The 16183-nt window shown below is 54.7% G+C and carries 15 protein-coding genes and 3 tRNA genes; 8 read left to right on the top strand and 10 right to left on the bottom strand.

What is annotated here, in order from left to right:
* The first annotated feature begins 207 nt into the window (after window positions 1-207).
* Window positions 208-1461, top strand: coding sequence for an N-acetylmuramoyl-L-alanine amidase AmiC (gene amiC, locus FZF21_RS17485; RefSeq protein ID WP_017382840.1), 1254 nt, complete (start codon window positions 208-210; stop codon window positions 1459-1461).
* A gap of 89 nt (window positions 1462-1550) precedes the next feature.
* Here the strand turns inward: amiC and FZF21_RS17480 are convergent.
* From FZF21_RS17480 to FZF21_RS17470, 3 genes are all read right to left on the bottom strand, one after another.
* A tRNA-Met gene (locus tag FZF21_RS17480) sits at window positions 1551-1627 on the bottom strand.
* A 44-nt stretch (window positions 1628-1671) separates the two neighbouring features.
* Window positions 1672-1748 (bottom strand) — tRNA-Met (locus FZF21_RS17475).
* A 171-nt stretch (window positions 1749-1919) separates the two neighbouring features.
* Window positions 1920-1996 (bottom strand) — tRNA-Met (locus tag FZF21_RS17470).
* A 208-nt stretch (window positions 1997-2204) separates the two neighbouring features.
* Between FZF21_RS17470 and mltA the strand changes: the two genes are divergently transcribed.
* Both mltA and tcdA read left to right on the top strand, forming a co-directional pair.
* A complete protein-coding gene (gene mltA, locus FZF21_RS17465) occupies window positions 2205-3302 on the top strand; it encodes a murein transglycosylase A (protein WP_015571742.1) in 1098 nt (365 codons plus the stop codon).
* A 75-nt stretch (window positions 3303-3377) separates the two neighbouring features.
* Entirely contained in the window at window positions 3378-4184 is an 807-nt protein-coding gene (gene tcdA / locus FZF21_RS17460) for a tRNA cyclic N6-threonylcarbamoyladenosine(37) synthase TcdA (RefSeq protein WP_006811804.1), read from the top strand.
* Here the strand turns inward: tcdA and csdE are convergent.
* Together csdE and csdA are read right to left on the bottom strand one after the other, a co-directional pair.
* Entirely contained in the window at window positions 4175-4621 is a 447-nt protein-coding gene (gene csdE, locus FZF21_RS17455) for a cysteine desulfurase sulfur acceptor subunit CsdE (RefSeq protein ID WP_017382839.1), read from the bottom strand. The two genes, tcdA and csdE, sit on opposite strands and share 10 nt — an antisense overlap.
* Window positions 4621-5826, bottom strand: a complete 1206-nt coding sequence (gene csdA / locus FZF21_RS17450; protein ID WP_047738374.1) for a cysteine desulfurase CsdA — start codon at window positions 5824-5826, stop codon at window positions 4621-4623. The genes csdE and csdA overlap by 1 nt, the downstream gene beginning before the upstream one ends.
* 191 nt (window positions 5827-6017) lie before the next feature.
* On the opposite strand from csdA, the gene FZF21_RS17445 reads away from it, so the two are divergent.
* The 4 genes from FZF21_RS17445 to rlmM all read left to right on the top strand — a co-directional run bounded on the left by FZF21_RS17445 (window position 6018) and on the right by rlmM (window position 9041).
* Window positions 6018-6245: a YgdI/YgdR family lipoprotein gene (locus tag FZF21_RS17445; RefSeq protein WP_015571738.1), complete on the top strand. Its 228-nt coding sequence runs from the start codon at window positions 6018-6020 to the stop codon at window positions 6243-6245.
* 350 nt (window positions 6246-6595) lie between these two features.
* The gene (gene gcvA / locus FZF21_RS17440) at window positions 6596-7513 is read left to right on the top strand and encodes a glycine cleavage system transcriptional regulator GcvA (protein WP_003862758.1); all 918 of its coding nucleotides are present in this window, start codon (window positions 6596-6598) and stop codon (window positions 7511-7513) included.
* Between the two features lie 39 nt (window positions 7514-7552).
* On the top strand, window positions 7553-7948 hold the full coding sequence (locus FZF21_RS17435; RefSeq protein WP_003862756.1) for a DUF423 domain-containing protein: 396 nt from the start codon (window positions 7553-7555) through the stop codon (window positions 7946-7948).
* Window positions 7941-9041, top strand: coding sequence for a 23S rRNA (cytidine(2498)-2'-O)-methyltransferase RlmM (gene rlmM / locus FZF21_RS17430; RefSeq protein WP_045340018.1), 1101 nt, complete (start codon window positions 7941-7943; stop codon window positions 9039-9041). Before FZF21_RS17435 ends, rlmM begins: the two co-directional genes overlap by 8 nt.
* A 57-nt stretch (window positions 9042-9098) precedes the next feature.
* Here rlmM and xni read toward each other — a convergent pair whose 3' ends face one another.
* The 5 genes from xni to queF all read right to left on the bottom strand — a co-directional run bounded on the left by xni (window position 9099) and on the right by queF (window position 15514).
* Complete coding sequence (xni, locus tag FZF21_RS17425; protein ID WP_045141976.1) at window positions 9099-9854, bottom strand: flap endonuclease Xni; 756 nt, start codon at window positions 9852-9854, stop codon at window positions 9099-9101.
* A 112-nt stretch (window positions 9855-9966) separates the two neighbouring features.
* Window positions 9967-11334: an L-serine ammonia-lyase gene (locus FZF21_RS17420; protein WP_015571736.1), complete on the bottom strand. Its 1368-nt coding sequence runs from the start codon at window positions 11332-11334 to the stop codon at window positions 9967-9969.
* Window positions 11335-11396: 62 nt separating this feature from the next.
* Window positions 11397-12686, bottom strand: a complete 1290-nt coding sequence (locus FZF21_RS17415) for an HAAAP family serine/threonine permease (protein WP_003862749.1) — start codon at window positions 12684-12686, stop codon at window positions 11397-11399.
* Window positions 12687-13190: 504 nt separating this feature from the next.
* The gene (gene ppnN, locus FZF21_RS17410; protein WP_003862748.1) at window positions 13191-14555 is read right to left on the bottom strand and encodes a nucleotide 5'-monophosphate nucleosidase PpnN; all 1365 of its coding nucleotides are present in this window, start codon (window positions 14553-14555) and stop codon (window positions 13191-13193) included.
* A 116-nt stretch (window positions 14556-14671) separates the two neighbouring features.
* Complete coding sequence (gene queF, locus FZF21_RS17405) at window positions 14672-15514, bottom strand: NADPH-dependent 7-cyano-7-deazaguanine reductase QueF (protein ID WP_047738377.1); 843 nt, start codon at window positions 15512-15514, stop codon at window positions 14672-14674.
* Between the two features lie 69 nt (window positions 15515-15583).
* On the opposite strand from queF, the gene syd reads away from it, so the two are divergent.
* Window positions 15584-16129 carry a SecY-interacting protein gene (syd, locus tag FZF21_RS17400; protein WP_047636592.1) on the top strand — a complete coding sequence of 182 codons (546 nt, stop codon included), beginning with the start codon at window positions 15584-15586 and terminating at the stop codon, window positions 16127-16129.
* Window positions 16130-16183: the final 54 nt, after the last annotated feature.

Here is a 16183-nt window from a genome sequence, read left to right as displayed (position 1 = left end):
TTTATTCGTAATTTCTGTATTTTTATTCGATTGTGGCCGCGTGTGCAAGCCTAAATTTTCTGCGACCCACAGAAAATAATAAGTAATCCGTGCGTTAACGTATGATTGTTTACCCTTTTATAGATGACAGTTTATGCGTCATTCGTTAAAGTTTTCGGTCAATTTGGGCGTTTTGTTCATCAATCAGATTTCTTGCTCGGGAGAAGCATGTCGGGATCCAATTCAGCAATAAGCCGCCGCCGCCTGTTAAAAGGGGCCGGGGCGATGTGGTTGCTTAGCGTCAGCCAGGTGGGTCTTGCCGCCACAAGCCAGGTAGTCGCGGTGCGCGTCTGGCCGTCGTCGACCTATACGCGCGTGACGGTCGAGTCCAATCGCGTGCTGAAATACAAGCAATTTGCCCTCAGCAATCCTGAACGTGTGGTGGTTGATCTCGAAGGTGTGAACCTCAACTCCGTGCTTAAAGGCATGGCAGCTCAGATCCGTGGCGACGATCCGTTTATTAAATCGGCGCGCGTCGGGCAGTTCGATCCGCAAACCGTGCGCATGGTGTTTGAGCTGAAGCAGAACGTGAAACCTCAGCTCTTTGCCCTTGCGCCTGTAGCCGCCTTTAAGGAGCGTCTGGTGATGGATCTCTATCCGGCGAATGCGACGGATATTCAGGATCCGCTTCTGGCATTACTTGAGGATTACAACAAAGGCGATCTCGACAGCCAGGTTCCGCCAGCGCAAAGTGGCCCACAGCCGGGCAAGGCGGGGCGCGATCGCCCGATTGTGATCATGCTCGATCCTGGCCACGGCGGAGAAGATTCCGGCGCTGTCGGGAAATATCGCACCCGCGAAAAAGATGTGGTGCTGCAAATTGCCCGTCGTCTGAAGGCATTGATCGACAAAGAGGGCAATATGCGCGCCTACATGACGCGCAACGAAGATGTCTTTATCCCGCTGAAGGTCCGCGTGGCAAAAGCGCAAAAGCAGCGCGCGGATCTGTTTGTCTCTATTCACGCGGATGCCTTCACCAGCCGCCAGCCGAGTGGATCTTCAGTGTTTGCCCTGTCAACGAAAGGGGCGACCAGTACCGCCGCGAGATACCTGGCGGACACGCAGAACGCCTCGGATTTAATCGGTGGCGTGAGCAAAAGTGGCGACCGTTACGTCGACCATACGATGTTTGATATGGTGCAGTCGCTGACCATTACCGACAGCCTGAAGTTTGGTAAAGCGGTGCTGGGCAAGCTGGGCCGGGTCAACAAGCTGCACAAAAACAGCGTCGAGCAGGCCGGATTTGCGGTACTGAAAGCGCCAGATATTCCATCCATTCTGGTCGAAACCGCGTTTATCAGTAACGTGGAAGAGGAACGTAAGCTCAAGACGGCTAAATTCCAGCAGGAAGTGGCGGAGTCGATTCTGGCGGGGATCCGGGCCTACTTCTCAGACGGGGAAACCCTGGCGCGGCGGGGGTAGGGCATTAAGCCGGGTATCATGCCCGGCACTTTCACAAACGCCAGATACAAAAAAACACCCTTCAGGGTGTTTATTGTTTTAAGAAGTGTTGGTTGCGGGGGCCGGATTTGAACCGACGACCTTCGGGTTATGAGCCCGACGAGCTACCAGGCTGCTCCACCCCGCGTCCGTCTTTCTACACTTGTAGAAACTTACTTCTTCAAATTTGATTGGTTGCGGGGGCCGGATTTGAACCGACGACCTTCGGGTTATGAGCCCGACGAGCTACCAGGCTGCTCCACCCCGCGTCCGTCTTTTTGCTTCGTATTTCAAACCACATCTGCGTTGACTTTCCTCGTTCACCTCAGTCACTTACTGGAGTAAGTTCCTAAGGATTCACTGCGTCGTCGCCTTGCTGTGATTCGAACTACTTCGCAAAAACTTCTACTGTCGTAGAAGATACTTCATCAAATTTTAATTGGTTGCGGGGGCCGGATTTGAACCGACGACCTTCGGGTTATGAGCCCGACGAGCTACCAGGCTGCTCCACCCCGCGTCCGTGGAAGCGCACTATACTCGGATAGGTTTGTGATGCAACCCCTTTTTCACATAATTCATTATTTTGTATGCAAAATGAACGGTAAAAGCCACTTTGGACTATTTTTTGTGCAGAATTTGCCAAAGGGAAGGCGATTGCATTTCATTAACACGGTGGGTTTGTTATCTTCATCTCGCGGAATTGGGCAACTAAAAGACGAGATATAATGAAAGGACGTTGGGCGAAGTATCTGATGACAGGCGCAATGGTGGCGATTCTTGCGGCTTGCTCTTCCAAACCGACCGATCGCGGTCAACAGTATAAAGACGGGAAGTTATCCCAGCCTTTCTCTTTAGTTAACCAGCCAGACGCCGTGGGCGCTCCGATCAATGCCGGAGACTTCTCCGAGCAGGTCTACCAGATCCGCACTGCTTCTCCGCGTTTATACGGTTCGCAGAACAACGTCTATAGCGCCGTGCAGGACTGGCTGCGTGCAGGCGGTGATACCCGCAATATGCGCCAGTTTGGTATCGATGCCTGGCAGATGGAGGGGGCGGATAACTACGGTAACGTCCAGTTTACCGGTTACTACACTCCGGTTGTCCAGGCGCGACACACACGCCAGGGCGAGTTCCAGTATCCTATTTACCGTATGCCGCCGAAACGCGGTCGTCTGCCGTCCCGCGCCGAGATCTACGCCGGCGCGCTGAGCGAAAATTATGTTCTGGCCTACAGCAACTCGCTGATGGACAACTTCATTATGGACGTGCAGGGCAGCGGCTATATTGATTTTGGCGACGGCTCGCCGCTGAACTTCTTTAGCTACGCCGGGAAAAATGGCCATGCCTATCGCAGCATCGGTAAGGTGCTCATCGACCGTGGCGAAGTGAAACGAGAAGATATGTCGATGCAGGCGATCCGCGAGTGGGGCGAAAAACACAGCGAAGCGGAAGTGCGTGAGCTGCTTGAGCAGAACCCATCGTTTGTATTCTTCAAACCGCAGAACTTTGCGCCGGTGAAAGGGGCGAGCGCCGTCCCGCTGATTGGCCGCGCTTCTGTGGCATCGGATCGTTCGATTATCCCGGCAGGTACTACGCTGCTGGCGGAAGTTCCACTCCTCGACAACAACGGCAAATTCAACGGCAAGTATGAATTACGCCTGATGGTGGCGCTGGACGTGGGTGGGGCGATCAAAGGCCAGCACTTCGACATTTATCAGGGCATCGGCCCGGATGCCGGCCATCGTGCAGGCTGGTATAACCACTACGGACGCGTGTGGGTGCTGAAGGCAGCGCCGGGTACCGGAAACGTATTCAGCGGCTGATTGTGTTATTCTGAGGGCAAGACGGATTACGGTTCAGGGTGAGGAATACCTCACCCTTTTTACATCTGAGGTTTTATGTCTGTGGTAATCAGCGATGCCTGGCGCCAGCGTTTCGGCGGCACGGCACGGTTATATGGTGAAAAAGCCCTGCAACTGTTCGCGGATGCGCATGTCTGCGTGGTGGGCATTGGTGGCGTGGGGTCGTGGGCGGCAGAAGCGCTGGCGAGAACCGGCATTGGCGCAATTACGTTGATTGATATGGATGACGTCTGCGTCACTAACACTAACCGTCAGATCCACGCCCTGCGTGATAACGTCGGTCTGGCGAAGTCCGAGGTGATGGCGGAGCGTATTCGTCTCATCAACCCGGAGTGTAGGGTGACGGTGATCGACGACTTTGTGACGGCAGATAACGTCGCGGAGTACATGAGCAAAGGCTACAGCTATGTGATTGACGCCATCGACAGCGTGCGGCCAAAAGCGGCGCTGATCGCTTACTGTCGTCGTTACAAGGTGCCGCTGGTGACAACGGGCGGCGCGGGTGGACAAATTGATCCGACGCAGATCCAGGTGGCGGATCTGGCGAAAACCATTCAGGATCCGCTGGCCGCTAAGCTGCGCGAGCGCTTAAAAAGCGACTTCAACGTGGTGAAAAATAGCAAAGGCAAGCTGGGCGTGGACTGTGTGTTCTCGACAGAAGCGCTGGTTTATCCGCAGGCGGATGGTTCGGTCTGTGCAATGAAAAGCACGGCGGAAGGGCCAAAGCGGATGGATTGTGCCTCAGGGTTTGGAGCGGCCACCATGGTGACCGCCTCCTTCGGCTTTGTGGCGGTCTCTCACGCCCTGAAGAAGATGATGGCGAAGGCGGAACGTCAGGCCTGAGCCTGACGGGCGGCATCCAGTACCGCGTCGTTTAGCGCAATCAGTCCCTGACCGCGCGAGGCGCTAAGCTGCGCGCGAAGTCCCAGCTCATCAAACAGCGCCAGCGGAGAATGCGCCAGCAGTTCTGCGGCGCTTTTCCCTTCGATTGCGGTCAACAGCACCGCCAGCAGACCGCGAACAATGCGTCCCTCGCTGTCGCCGAAGAAATGCAGTTTCTCACCGGATACGCTAAACCCAAGCCAGACGCGGTTCTCGCAGCCTGCGATCTCCTTCGCCTGTGATTTCAGCTCGTCTGACAGCGTGGGCAACTGTTTACCCAGCAGGATCAGCTGACGATATTTATCTTCCCACTGCGTGAGCGGGACGAAGGTCTGTTTTAACGTCTCTTCAGTAATAACGGTGCCGAACGGGTGTCCGGCTAAAGCTGAACTTGTCATTAATCCACCAGTAATTCCAGGGCGCGGTCGACGGCGGAAACCAGCGCCTCGACGTCGCTTTTTGTATTATACGGTGCAAACGAGGCGCGCAGGGTACCGCTTACGCCAATGGCCGCCAGCAGCGGCTGGGCGCAGTGCTGTCCGGCACGCAGGGCAATGCCATATCCGGCAAGCAACGTCACCATGTCGCTATGGTGCACGCCCGCGAAATCAAAGGCGAGCAGGCTGGAGTCCTGGACGCGGAACGAGCGAAAACCCGGACGTTTTTTCAGTTCTTCTTCCGCCAGCGTCGCCAGACCCCGGCTCCAGCTTTCAGCCTGAACCACGTCCGTTTCTGCCAACCATTCGAGCGCTGCGCTCAGACCGATAACCCCGGCCACGTTTGGGGTACCGGCTTCCAGGCGGTAGGGTACATCCTGCGTTTTAAAACCGTCGAAGGTGACTTCGGTAATCATCTTGCCGCCGCCGAGCCACGGCGTCATCCGGGCCAGCAGTTCAGCTTTGCCGTACAGCGCGCCGATACCGGTTGGCCCGTACAATTTGTGTCCTGAGAAGGCATAGAAGTCGATATCCAGCGCCTGAACGTCAGCCGGAAAATGCACCACACCCTGCGCACCGTCGACCATCACCACCACGCCGCTGGCATGGGCAATCTCAATGGCACGCGCCAGATCCGGGCAGCCGCCGGTGACGTTGGACATCTGCCCCAGCGCCAGAATACGGCTGCGCGGCGTAATCAGCTCAGGCAGACGCGCCACGTCAGGCAGGAAGTCCGCACCCAACGGGAGCTTTACAACCTGTGCCCCGGTTTGTTCGGCCACCATCAGCCAGGGTACCAGGTTGGCGTGGTGTTCCGCCTCGCTGACGATGATCTCATCCCCGGGCTGCAACAGCGGACGCGCGTAACATTGCGCCACCATGTTAATGGCCTCGGTGGTGCCCCGCGTCCAGACGATGTTCTTACCGCTGTCAGCATTGATCAGGCGCGCGACCTGATCCCGTGCGGCTTCGTATTGCGCCGTTAAGCGCTGCGCGTCGGCATACTGGCTGCGGTGCACGTTCCCGGCGCTCAGGGTGTAAAACTGGCGGGTTGCCTCAATCACCGCCTGCGGTTTAAGGGCCGTGGCGGCGCTATCAAGATAAATGCCGGCATCGGCCAGCGCAGGAAACTGTGCGCGAAACTGCGCAGGACTGAAAGCGTTCATGGAATTCCTCATATCGATTCTACGATCGTCGCGCAAATTCATCGGCAGGGCAAGGAAGTTGATATCTATCAGATTTGTCTGCTTATCCTGGCGAGTCTGAAAAAGCAGGTTATGCTAAATAGTGTTAGGCGGATGTTTTAGCCTGTTATAAATCGAGGTTTGAATAGCATTAATTGCTAAAGGAGATAATCATGAAAAAGACAGCTGCAATCATTTCTGCCTGTGCGTTGACCTTTGCCCTGAGCGCCTGTTCTGGTAATAACTACGTAATGCATACCAACGATGGTCGATCTATCGTCTCTGAAGGGAAACCGACAACCGATAATGATACCGGGATGATTTCATACAAAGATGCTAACGGGAACAAACAGCAGATCAACCGCAGTGACGTGAAAGAGATGAAGGAAATCGAGCATTAACAGTTAGATAAGCGAAAAAAAAGCACCGCAAGTTGGCGGTGCTACATTAATCACTATGGACAGACAGGGTAAATGTACAGGAAGTGAAAAATTGGTAGCGTTGCTACCGTGGTCTGAATCGCAGACCAATTGCAAACACAACAACACAACATCACAACCGTAAGCCAAAAGCCCTTCAGAACACGCATTCCAAAAAAAGCTTTTCGTTCCGGCTCAGGAAGTGCCGCCACTATAGGTATTTGCTGGTAGTTCCTCAACGGACAAATTATAATGGCTCAGATAAAAAAAACTAATAGGTTAAACGTTGTTTCCTATATGTTAAATCTCATTAACATCTAAGCCAGATAACCATGTCCAAGCGATTGCCACCCCTAAATGCATTACGTGTTTTTGATGCAGCAGCACGCCACCTCAGCTTCACCCGCGCAGCCGATGAGCTTTTTGTGACACAGGCCGCAGTAAGTCATCAAATCAAGTCTCTGGAGGATTTTCTGGGGCTTAAGCTGTTCCGTCGACGCAACCGTTCGTTGCTGTTGACCGAAGAGGGGCAGAGCTATTTTCAGGATATTAAAGAGATTTTTTCCCAGCTGACGGAAGCCACTCGCAAGCTTCAGGCCCGGAGCGCAAAAGGCGCTCTGACTGTGAGTTTATTGCCCAGTTTTGCCATTCAGTGGCTGGTGCCGCGACTCTCAAGCTTTAACTCAACTTATCCGGGAATCGATGTCCGAATCCAGGCGGTGGACCGTCAGGAAGACAAGCTGGCAGATGATGTGGACGTGGCGATTTTTTACGGTCGCGGTAACTGGCCGGGCTTGCGTGTGGAAAAATTATACGCAGAATATCTGTTGCCGGTCTGTTCACCGCTGCTGCTGACGGGGGATAAAGCGCTCAAAACGCCCGCCGATCTGGCGCAACATACGCTTTTGCACGATGCTTCGCGTCGCGACTGGCAAACTTATACCCGCCAGTTAGGTCTTAATCATATAAACGTGCAGCAGGGGCCCATTTTTAGCCACAGCGCGATGGTGCTACAGGCTGCCATTCACGGGCAGGGCGTGGCGTTGGCAAACAACGTTATGGCGCAGTCCGAAATTGAGGCAGGCCGTCTGGTTTGCCCATTTAACGATGTACTGGTCAGCAAGAATGCATTTTATCTGGTTTGTCATGACAGTCAGGCAGAACTGGGTAAAATAGCCGCTTTCCGGCAGTGGATACTGGCGAAAGCGGCAAGCGAGCAAGAAAAATTCCGCTTCAGGTATGAACAATAACGTTTGTGTGCCGGGCACGCATCAATTCAGGACTTAAACATGACCAGCCGATTCATGCTGATTTTCGCCGCGGTGAGTGGCTTTATTTTTGTAGCTCTGGGCGCGTTTGGCGCGCATGTCTTAAGCAAATCTCTGGGCGTTGTGGAGATGGGTTGGATCCAGACCGGCCTTGAATATCAGGCGTTCCACACGCTGGCAATTTTTGGGCTGGCGGTGGCGATGCAGCGCCGCATCAGCATCTGGTTTTACTGGAGCAGCGTCTTTCTGGCGCTGGGTACCGTACTGTTCAGCGGCAGTCTTTACTGTCTGGCGCTGTCGCATTTACGCCTGTGGGCGTTTGTTACACCTGTCGGCGGCGTCAGCTTCCTGGCGGGTTGGGTGTTAATGTTTATCGGAGCTATCCGTCTGAAACGCAAGGGCGTTGTTCATGAATAAGGTTGTTTTATATTGTCGCCCGGGGTTTGAGAAAGAGTGCGCCGCGGAAATCACCGATAAAGCGGCGAAGCGTGAAGTCTTCGGATTCGCTCGCGTCAAAGAGAACGCGGGCTATGTGGTATTTGAATGCTATCAGCCTGATGATGCCGACAAGCTGGCGCGCGAACTGCCGTTCAGCTCATTGATTTTCGCCCGTCAGATGTTTGTCGCGGGCGAACTGCTGAAAGATCTTCCGCCGGAAGATCGCATCACGCCGATTGTTGGCCTGTTGCAGGGTGTGGTGGAGAAGGGCGGCGATTTGCGCGTGGAAGTGGCCGACACCAACGAAAGCAAAGAGCTGATGAAGTTCTGCCGTAAGTTCACCGTGCCGCTGCGCGCGGCGCTGCGTGATGCGGGTGTGCTGACAAACTACGAAACGCCAAAGCGCCCGGTCGTGCATATCTTCTTTATTGCGCCAGGATGTTGCTACGCCGGCTACTCGTATACCACCAATAATTCGCCGTTCTTTATGGGGATCCCGCGTCTGCGCTTCCCGGCAGATGCGCCAAGCCGTTCAACCCTGAAGCTGGAAGAGGCGTTTCACGTCTTTATCCCGGCGGACGAGTGGGACGAACGTCTGGCAAACGGCATGTATGCCATCGACCTTGGCGCGTGCCCGGGCGGCTGGACCTATCAGCTGGTGAAACGCAATATGTGGGTTTCGTCTGTGGATAACGGCCCGATGGCGCAAAGCCTGATGGATACCGGGCAGGTCACCTGGCTGCGTGAGGACGGCTTCCGCTATCGCCCGAACCGCAACAACATCTCCTGGATGGTGTGCGACATGGTAGAAAAACCGGCGAAAGTCGCGGCGCTGATGGCCTCCTGGCTGGTGAACGGCTGGTGTCGTGAGACGATTTTCAACCTCAAGCTGCCGATGAAAAAGCGCTACGAAGAGGTGTCGCAGAACCTGGCTTATATTCAGCAGCAGCTGGACGAACACGGGATTAACGCGGAAATCCAGGCGCGTCAGCTTTATCACGACCGCGAAGAAGTGACGGTGCATATCCGTCGCTGGTGGGCGGCAGTGGGTGGGCGTCGCGACGAGCGATAACGTTTGTAACGCCCGGTGGCGCTGCGCTTACCGGGCCTACAAAATCGTGTAGTTGTTTTAACGTTCTAACCTTAACTGCTGTAAATTCCCGTCCAGCTGTAAATCCGTCTGTAGCGTCGCCACCTCCCGGCAGATAAACGCCATCTCTTTATGCGCCTCCAGCTTTTTGCGCCATTTTTCCGGCACTTCATCAAGCCTGGCGTAAATTCCTTCCAGACTCTGAAACTCCGTCAGCAGCTGTGCGGCGCTTTTGGGTCCAATACCGGCGACACCCGGCACTTTAGAGCTGCTGATCCCCGCCAGCCCCCAGTAATCCGGCAGTTGCTCAGGCGATACGCCAAACTCGCTGGCAATGAATGGCGCGTCCAGCCAGCGTTTTTGAAAGTAGTCCCGGATGCGGATCGTTGGAGAGAGCAGCTGGCAGTAGCCTTTGTCGGTTGAAACGATAGTCGCCTGATGCCCGGCGCTCGCGACTTTAACCCCCAGCGTTGCGGCTAAATCGTCAGCCTCATTACCGTGGGCGCCCCAGCACGGAACGCCGCGCTGCTCAAAGGCCGCGCGGATAGCGGGCATTTCTGCGTGCAGATCGTCCGGCATCGGCGCACGTCCGGCTTTGTAGTCCGGCAGGCGCTGGTGCCGCCAGCCGGTATTGCGTGCTTCATCGTCGAATACGGCAACAGCGTGGGTGGGTTCGCTATGGCGAATGAGCTGCTCCAGCGCGTGTAAACAGGTGTCCTTGCAGGGGGTGCCCTGTACCGCATGAATACGGCGAATCAGGTTAAGTGCATCGACGATAAGCAAATGAACGGCCACAGATAATCTCCCTTCTGTCTAATGGGTGAAGGGTAACACTGAGCGCAGCATGAAACTATGAATGGTGGGGAAAACAGGAAGAAGCCTCGCAAAACGAGGCTTCCTGAGAGGCTTAATCGCAGGTGACGATCTTCATCGCCAGGCCACCGCGGGAAGTTTCGCGGTATTTGGCGTTCATATCTTTACCGGTTTCGTACATGGTTTCGATAACCTTGTCGAGGCAGACGCGCGGTTCGCTGGTACGACGCAGCGCCATACGGGCCGCGTTCACCGCTTTCACAGAGGCGATGGCGTTACGCTCGATGCATGGCACCTGGACCTGTCCGCCGACCGGATCGCAGGTCAGCCCCAGGTTATGTTCCATGCCGATTTCCGCCGCAATACAAACCTGCGCAGGACTTGCGCCCAGTAGTTCGGCCAGACCCGCCGCCGCCATAGAGCAGGCGACGCCCACTTCACCCTGACAGCCCACTTCCGCGCCGGAAATCGAGGCGTTCATCTTGTACAGTGAGCCAATCGCACTGGCGACCAGCATATACCGCGCGAGTGAGTTTGCATTCACTTCACGGATAAACTTGTCGTAATACGCCAGAACCGCCGGAACAATTCCGCACGCCCCGTTGGTTGGCGCGGTGACGACGCGGCCACCCGCGGCGTTCTCTTCGTTCACCGCCAGCGCGAACATGTTGATCCAGTCGACGACGGCCATCGGGTCGGTGGTGGTTTTGTCGGTGCTGACCAGCATGCGGCGCAGCGCAGCCGCACGACGCGGAACACGCAGTTTACCCGGCAGCACGCCTTCGGTGGTGATCCCGCGCTCAATGCCGCTGCGCATCACTTCCCAGACGTTAGCGAAGTGCTGTTCCAGCTCCTCTTTGCTGTGCAGGGCCAGCTCGTTTTTCATCATCAGGCCGGAGAGAGAAAGCCCTGTCTCCTGGCAGTGACGCTGTAAGTCGGCCGCGTTTTTGTAAGGGTACGGCACATCAACGGCAGAATTGGTACTTTGACCAAAATGGTCCTCGTCGACGATAAACCCGCCGCCGATGGAGTAATACGTCTGGCTGTAAACCGCTTTGTCGCCGGCCAGCGCGGTAATGCGCATGCCATTCTCGTGCAGCGACAGGTTATCCGCATGGAAATTCATGCAGTGATCAACCGGGAATTCAACCTCATGCTCGCCGTTCGCCAGCAGCAAACGACCGTGGGTGTTCACGTCCTGGATAAAGCCAGGTATTGCATCAATATCAACGGTATCCGGCAGATTACCCGCCAGCCCCATGATAATGGCAATATCGGTATGGTGGCCTTTACCGGTCAGGGAAAGGGAACCATATACATCGACAACCACGCGGGTGATGTCGTGCAAAATGCCGCGTGCAATCAAGTCATCCGTGAATTGTTTACCGGCTTTCATTGGTCCGACGGTGTGAGAGCTGGAAGGACCAATACCGATTTTGAAGATATCGAATACGCTAATCATGATGCGTCCATTGCTTCAGTCAGAGGGGAGAAGTGCGCCGTCCGCAGACGGCGCAGAAGGTATTAGCTGAACAGCGAGTAGAAAATAGCGGAGATGGCAATCAGGCCCATCACAACAACGAACACGTTGCTGATATGGCCGCTGTATTTACGCATCGCAGGCACTTTCTGAATCGCGTACATCGGCATCAGGAACAGGATCATCGCGATAATCGGGCCGCCCAGGGTTTCAATCATGCCCAGAATGCTTGGGTTCAGGGTGGCTACCGCCCAGGTGGTCACCAGCATGAACAGCGCAGTGATTTTGTTCAGACGGTTGATTTCAATGGTCTTGCCTTTACCACGCAGAGATTTAATCACCATGCCGTTGAAGCCTTCACGTGCGCCCAGGTAGTGGCCCAGGAAGGATTTGGTGATGGCGATAATTGCGATGATCGGCGCCATCCACGCAATCAGCGGTGCGTTAAAGTGGTTTGCCAGGTAAGACAGAATAGAGATGTTCTGCTCTTTCGCCGCCGCCAGATCCGCCGGGGAGAGGCTCAGCACGCAGCTGAACACGAAGAACATTACGGTCAGTACCATCATGATGTGCGCGCGAGCCAGGATGCTGGAGCACTTCTTCTCTGCGCCATTGCCGTACTCTTCACGCTTCGCTACTGCGAAGGAAGAGATGATTGGCGAGTGGTTGAAGGAGAACACCATCACCGGGATCGCCAGCCACAGGGTCAGCAGCAGACCGTTGCCGGTCGTGGATGCGCTGCTCAGAGACAGGGTTTCCAGCGCAGCGCCGTTCCACTGTGGGATCAGGTACAGAGCCAGCACCATCAGAGCCGCAACAAACGGGAACACCAGCACGCTCATCGCTTTCACAATCATCTGCTCGCCGAAGCGCACGATGGTCATCATACCGACGATCAGGATCAGGGACAGAATCGCACGCGGCGGCGGGGTCATCTGAAGCTGGTGCATCATAAAGCTTTCTACGGTGTTGGTGATAGCAACACTGTACACCAGCAGAATCGGGTAAATCGCGAAGAAGTAGAGCAGGGTAATCAGCTTACCTGCGCCGACGCCGAAGTGTTCTTCGACGACTTCAGTGATGTCTTCGCCCGGGTTTTTACCGGACAGCACGAAGCGGGTCAGGCCTCGGTGCGCAAAGAAGGTCATCGGGAAGGCGATGAGGGCCATGATGATCAGCGGGATCATACCGCCGACACCTGCGTTGATAGGAAGGAACAGTACACCAGCGCCGATTGCTGTGCCGTACAGGCCAAGCATCCACATGGTATCCGTTTTGCGCCAACCGCTTCGGGATTCAATCGAAGCAACGGTGCTGGTTTGAGTGGTTTCCATCTGTATCTCCTGGAGGAAGCAAATTGTCAGGTTTTTAGTCAAATCCGATGAAAAAGCGCCTGACGGTAATATGAAATTCGTTCAGTGACGGTTTTTTAATAATTTTTGCCCGTAACTATTGGCGGGCGGAAAGATACATTCTAGTTATGAATCTATCAGTGATCGCGATCCCAAATGCAATAATCCACTTGTGATGTGGGTATCTTTAGACCATTTATCTGTTAAAAAAACATCAAAGAGAATTTACGGGCGCGAAGGCTACCATTAACGACATGTTTTCGAAAAGGTCGACCCGCGAGATAGGTGTCTTTCGCTGTAAAGAAATGGGATTTTAGGATTTTCTGGCGGGTAATTTCGATTAAGACTGATTATTTACGGTTTCAAAAACGAGGTAATCGTTTGCGCAGGCGTCAGATTTGTTAATAACATTGAAGATCGCTATGAATTGCAACACGAATAAAAAAGCCGGATGACGATCCGGCTTGAGAGGAGAGGAATGTCGCTTTACTTGATGATTTCGTAACACGGAATATAGGCAGAGCCTGGAAGCTTCATGCGGTGCTGAGCGACAAAGCCCTGCAACATATCATCCATGCGGCGCATCATCTCCGGATCACCGTGGATCTTATACGGGCCAAACTCTTCAATTGCGCGTATCCCCACCTCTTTCACGTTCCCCGCCACGATGCCAGAGAAGGCGCGACGCAGGTCGGCAGCCAGCACTTCCACCGGCTGATCCGGATAGAGTTTGAGGTTCGCCATGTTCTCATGCGACGGCTCGAAGGGGATCTGAAGATCCGGTGCGATACGGATGGACCAGTTAAAGCTGTAGGCATCCCCGGTATCACGACGATTCTCTTTCACCAGCGGCATCGCTTTTTTCATCTGACGGGCCACTTCTGCGGCATCGTCAATAATAATGCGGTAGTGACGGCGCGCGTCTTCGCCCAGCGTATGCACGATAAACTCGTCCAGCACGCGGAAGTAGTCGGCGCTCTCTTTCGGGCCGGTCAGGATCAGCGGCAGAACCTGATCTTTGTTGGCCGGGTTCATCAGGATCCCGAGCAGATAAAGCAGCTCTTCCGCCGTACCTACGCCGCCCGGGAAGATAATAATGCCGTGCGCGATACGGACAAACGCCTCAAGACGTTTTTCGATATCCGGCATAATAATCAGTTCGTTAACCAGCGGGTTAGGCGGCTCAGCGGCGATGATCGACGGCTCGGTCATGCCGATAAAACGGCCTTCTTTATAGCGTTGCTGCGCGTGACCTACTGCCGCGCCTTTCATTGGTGCTTCCATCGCGCCAGGACCGCAACCGGTACAGATATTCAGTTCGCGCAGGCCGAGCTGCGTCCCCACGCGGCGGGCATACAGGTATTCGGTTTCGTTAATAGAGTGACCACCCCAGCAGACGACCATGTTCGGCGCTTCGCCCACGTGCAAGGCGCGGGCGTTACGCAGAATGGAGAAGACCAGGTTAGTGATATGAACGGAACTTTCCAGGTCAAGATGCTGGAAACGTCCGGCGTTGCTGATCTGTCCGTTAACAAACAGAATGTCGCGCAGCACGGCAAACAGGTTGGCCTGAAGTGAGCGAATAATACGCCCGTCGACAAAAGCGTCTTCCGGCGGGTTGATCACTTCCAGCTTCACCCCGCGCTCGCGGCGCAGCACGTTGATATCAAAACTTTCGAAGCGGGACAGCAGCTCTTTACTGTTGTCGGTCAGGCTTCCGGAGTTCAGTACGGCAAGTGAACAGTTACGAAACAGTTGATAAAGGTCGCTACTGGCGGTGCGTTTAAGCATGTCCACTTCCAGCTGCGACAACATATCCATAGAGCCAAGCGGGCTAATATGTGTAATCAAGTGAGCTCCTTATGGGACGATTATCGTCTTTCCCTGTTGATTACAATAGCCCTGGCTTATGACGTTTCACAACACTTCGGGCGGAATACCGCCCGCATATTGTGAAAATATTTATCTTACTGGCGCACCAGCCGTCCGGTGGCAGGCACAAAATCGGTATTGGTGCGCCACGGATTGATATCCAGGCCGCCGCGACGGGTGTAGCGGGCGTAAACGCTCAGCTTTTCGGGCTGGCAGAAACGCTGGATGTCGTTGAAGATGCGCTCCACGCACTGCTCGTGGAATTCGTTGTGATGACGGAATGACACCAGGTAACGCAGCAGCTTTTCACGGTCAATCTGCGGGCCGCGGTACTGGATCTGTACCGAGCCCCAGTCCGGCTGATGGGTGATAAGGCAGTTGGATTTCAGCAGATGGCTGACCAGCGTCTCGTTGACCACTTTTCCGCCCGCCGCGTTTTCCAGGTAGTCGGTGCTAAATTCATAGCTTTCCACCTCAATGTCCTGATCGTCGATGCAGGTGCCGTGGAAATGGGCGACAGGCTGTCCTTCCAGCTCATGCAGACGGTATAACGAGACGGTTACGTTCCCCTGCGCGCACGCGCTCAAATCACGTTCAAGCGTCTGTTGTACCTGGTCCCAGCTGTTGAATTTGGTCTGGTTAAAGCTGTTGAGATAGAGCTTAAAGCTCTTGGATTCGACCAGGTTTACGCTGGCGTAATCCAGCTCGACGTGGCCCACGGCCACCTGCGGCAGACCGCGCGCATTCAGCCAGGAGAGTTCGTACAGCGTCCAGATGTCGCCGCCGACAAACGGCAGCGCGTCAGCGTGCAGCCCGAGCGGATCGCGGTTCAGACTGCGCGGCACGCCCTGCAACAGGCTTGCATCGTAGGTGTCGCGGTAATCGGTCGATTTACCCAGCGTTAAGCCCGTTAACGCCTGATGATTTTCGTAAGACATGTTTCATAGCCACTTTACAGGTACACTTATGGGCTGAGTTTATCCTGTCTTACAAGAAGAGAGAAATCGGTGGATATCGAAACTGCAAATGCCCTGACGTCCTTCACGACCCGCTATTGCGATGCCTGGCATGAAAAGCGGGGGACGTGGCCGCAAAGTACTGACTTATATGGCGTGCCGTCACCGTGCATTATCGCTTCGCAGGATGGTTACGTTATCTGGCAACCGAAACCGTTCACGGGCGAGCAGAATGTAAATGCGGTTGAACGCGCGATGGACATTGTGATACAACCTGCGCTTCATGCATTTTATACCACGCAGTTTGCCGGGGATATGACTGCATGTTTTGCAGGACAGCCGTTGACGCTGCTGCAAACCTGGAGCGAAGACGATCTGCAACGCGTTCAGGAAAACCTCATTGGTCACCTGGTCACGCAAAAACGCCTTAAGCTCTCTCCGACTCTTTTTATTGCGACGCTCGACAGTGAACTGGACGTCATTTCTGTCTGCAACCTGTCTGGTGAGGTCATCAAAGAGACGCTCGGCACCCGCAATCGCGACGTTCTCGCGCCTTCACTTGCGGATTTTCTTACCCAAATTGAGCCGCTTCTGTAATCCATGATGCTACTGGACGTGTGAGAGATCTCTTACACGCTCTGTGAGACATCG

Origin of the sequence: Enterobacter sp. LU1 (assembly GCF_008271405.2) — a bacterium.
In the GTDB taxonomy this organism is placed as follows: domain Bacteria; phylum Pseudomonadota; class Gammaproteobacteria; order Enterobacterales; family Enterobacteriaceae; genus Enterobacter; species Enterobacter hormaechei_C.
The sequence above is the reverse complement of the archived record's forward strand: the minus strand, read 5'-3'. Positions and strand labels throughout refer to the sequence as shown.

Excerpts from the sequence above, each read along its gene's own strand:
- amiC (WP_017382840.1), top strand. The coding sequence starts at position 208 with ATGTCGGGATCCAATTCAGCAATAAGCCGCCGCCGCCTGTTAAAAGGG.
- mltA (WP_015571742.1), top strand. The coding sequence starts at position 2,205 with ATGAAAGGACGTTGGGCGAAGTATCTGATGACAGGCGCAATGGTGGCG.
- tcdA (WP_006811804.1), top strand. The coding sequence starts at position 3,378 with ATGTCTGTGGTAATCAGCGATGCCTGGCGCCAGCGTTTCGGCGGCACG.
- csdE (WP_017382839.1), bottom strand. The coding sequence starts at position 4,621 with ATGACAAGTTCAGCTTTAGCCGGACACCCGTTCGGCACCGTTATTACT.
- csdA (WP_047738374.1), bottom strand. The coding sequence starts at position 5,826 with ATGAACGCTTTCAGTCCTGCGCAGTTTCGCGCACAGTTTCCTGCGCTG.
- FZF21_RS17445 (WP_015571738.1), top strand. The coding sequence starts at position 6,018 with ATGAAAAAGACAGCTGCAATCATTTCTGCCTGTGCGTTGACCTTTGCC.
- gcvA (WP_003862758.1), top strand. The coding sequence starts at position 6,596 with ATGTCCAAGCGATTGCCACCCCTAAATGCATTACGTGTTTTTGATGCA.
- FZF21_RS17435 (WP_003862756.1), top strand. The coding sequence starts at position 7,553 with ATGACCAGCCGATTCATGCTGATTTTCGCCGCGGTGAGTGGCTTTATT.
- rlmM (WP_045340018.1), top strand. The coding sequence starts at position 7,941 with ATGAATAAGGTTGTTTTATATTGTCGCCCGGGGTTTGAGAAAGAGTGC.
- FZF21_RS17420 (WP_015571736.1), bottom strand. The coding sequence starts at position 11,334 with ATGATTAGCGTATTCGATATCTTCAAAATCGGTATTGGTCCTTCCAGC.
- FZF21_RS17415 (WP_003862749.1), bottom strand. The coding sequence starts at position 12,686 with ATGGAAACCACTCAAACCAGCACCGTTGCTTCGATTGAATCCCGAAGC.
- queF (WP_047738377.1), bottom strand. The coding sequence starts at position 15,514 with ATGTCTTACGAAAATCATCAGGCGTTAACGGGCTTAACGCTGGGTAAA.